1 protein-coding gene is annotated in these 793 nt (G+C 58.3%); it reads right to left on the bottom strand.

Annotation, left to right across the window (positions count from 1 at the left end; genetic code table 11):
* Window positions 1-793, bottom strand: a 793-nt coding sequence (locus JIN85_RS20655; RefSeq protein ID WP_200274416.1) for a hypothetical protein, incomplete at both ends; no start/stop codon positions are given.

Raw genomic sequence — 793 nt, 5'->3', positions numbered from 1 at the left:
CCGGAGGAAATGGCTTTTTCAAGAGCGGTCTGAAGAACTGGCGTGTTGAACTGACCGGACAGCTCCGGCATTTCACGGTGGGCCTTTTCCAGAGCTGCGACAAATTCCTGATCGGTCACCTCATTGGACCTCGCCAGTGTGTCCAATCGTTCAAAGGCTGGGCGAACCGGCGAAAGCCATTCGCGGGAAACTCCGGTTAGATTCTTCAGGACGTTTTCGGCCAGGCGATCAACGGTCGAAGGCTGGCTGTCGGCGTAATCCTCGCGAATGCTGGCCGCAACGCGGGTGCTCGGCATCCGGTGCACAATCATCAGGATGCGTGTGATCGGGGCCTGCAGGCGAATCACCTTGATCGGCTTTTCCTGCTTCAGCGCGGCAAGCCACTGGTGATGGCCGTCGACGACGTGATTGTCCTGGGAGATGAGGATAGCACGATTTCCGCCGCTGTAGTTCGACGCTGCGTCGACTTTTTCGGGAGCATACTCGGCTTGAGTTGCTTTTAGCGAATCGGCTTCGACTTCTTCCGATGTGCTTTCGATCCCGCGAGCTCGCAAAAATCCAACCAGGGCACCGCGATTGCCGCTGGCGATTTGTGGCATCTCCGATCGGGGAATGCCGAGCGTGCCAGATCCTGCTGGGAACCTGCGCCAGGTGAGCGATGCGTCCGCCGCCTTCACCTTCGGCTTTTCGCCCGGCTGCTCATCAAACTTTTCCAAGTCCTCCTTTGTTTCGTGGCCACGTTCGGCTGTCTCAGGATCTCCCTGGGCACCATTCGGAGCGGCTTGGAAAAGCT

Source organism: Luteolibacter pohnpeiensis (assembly GCF_016595435.1).
Lineage (GTDB): Bacteria > Verrucomicrobiota > Verrucomicrobiia > Verrucomicrobiales > Akkermansiaceae > Luteolibacter > Luteolibacter pohnpeiensis.
Note: the sequence above shows the minus strand (reverse complement) of the source record. Positions and strands in the feature narration are given on the sequence as shown.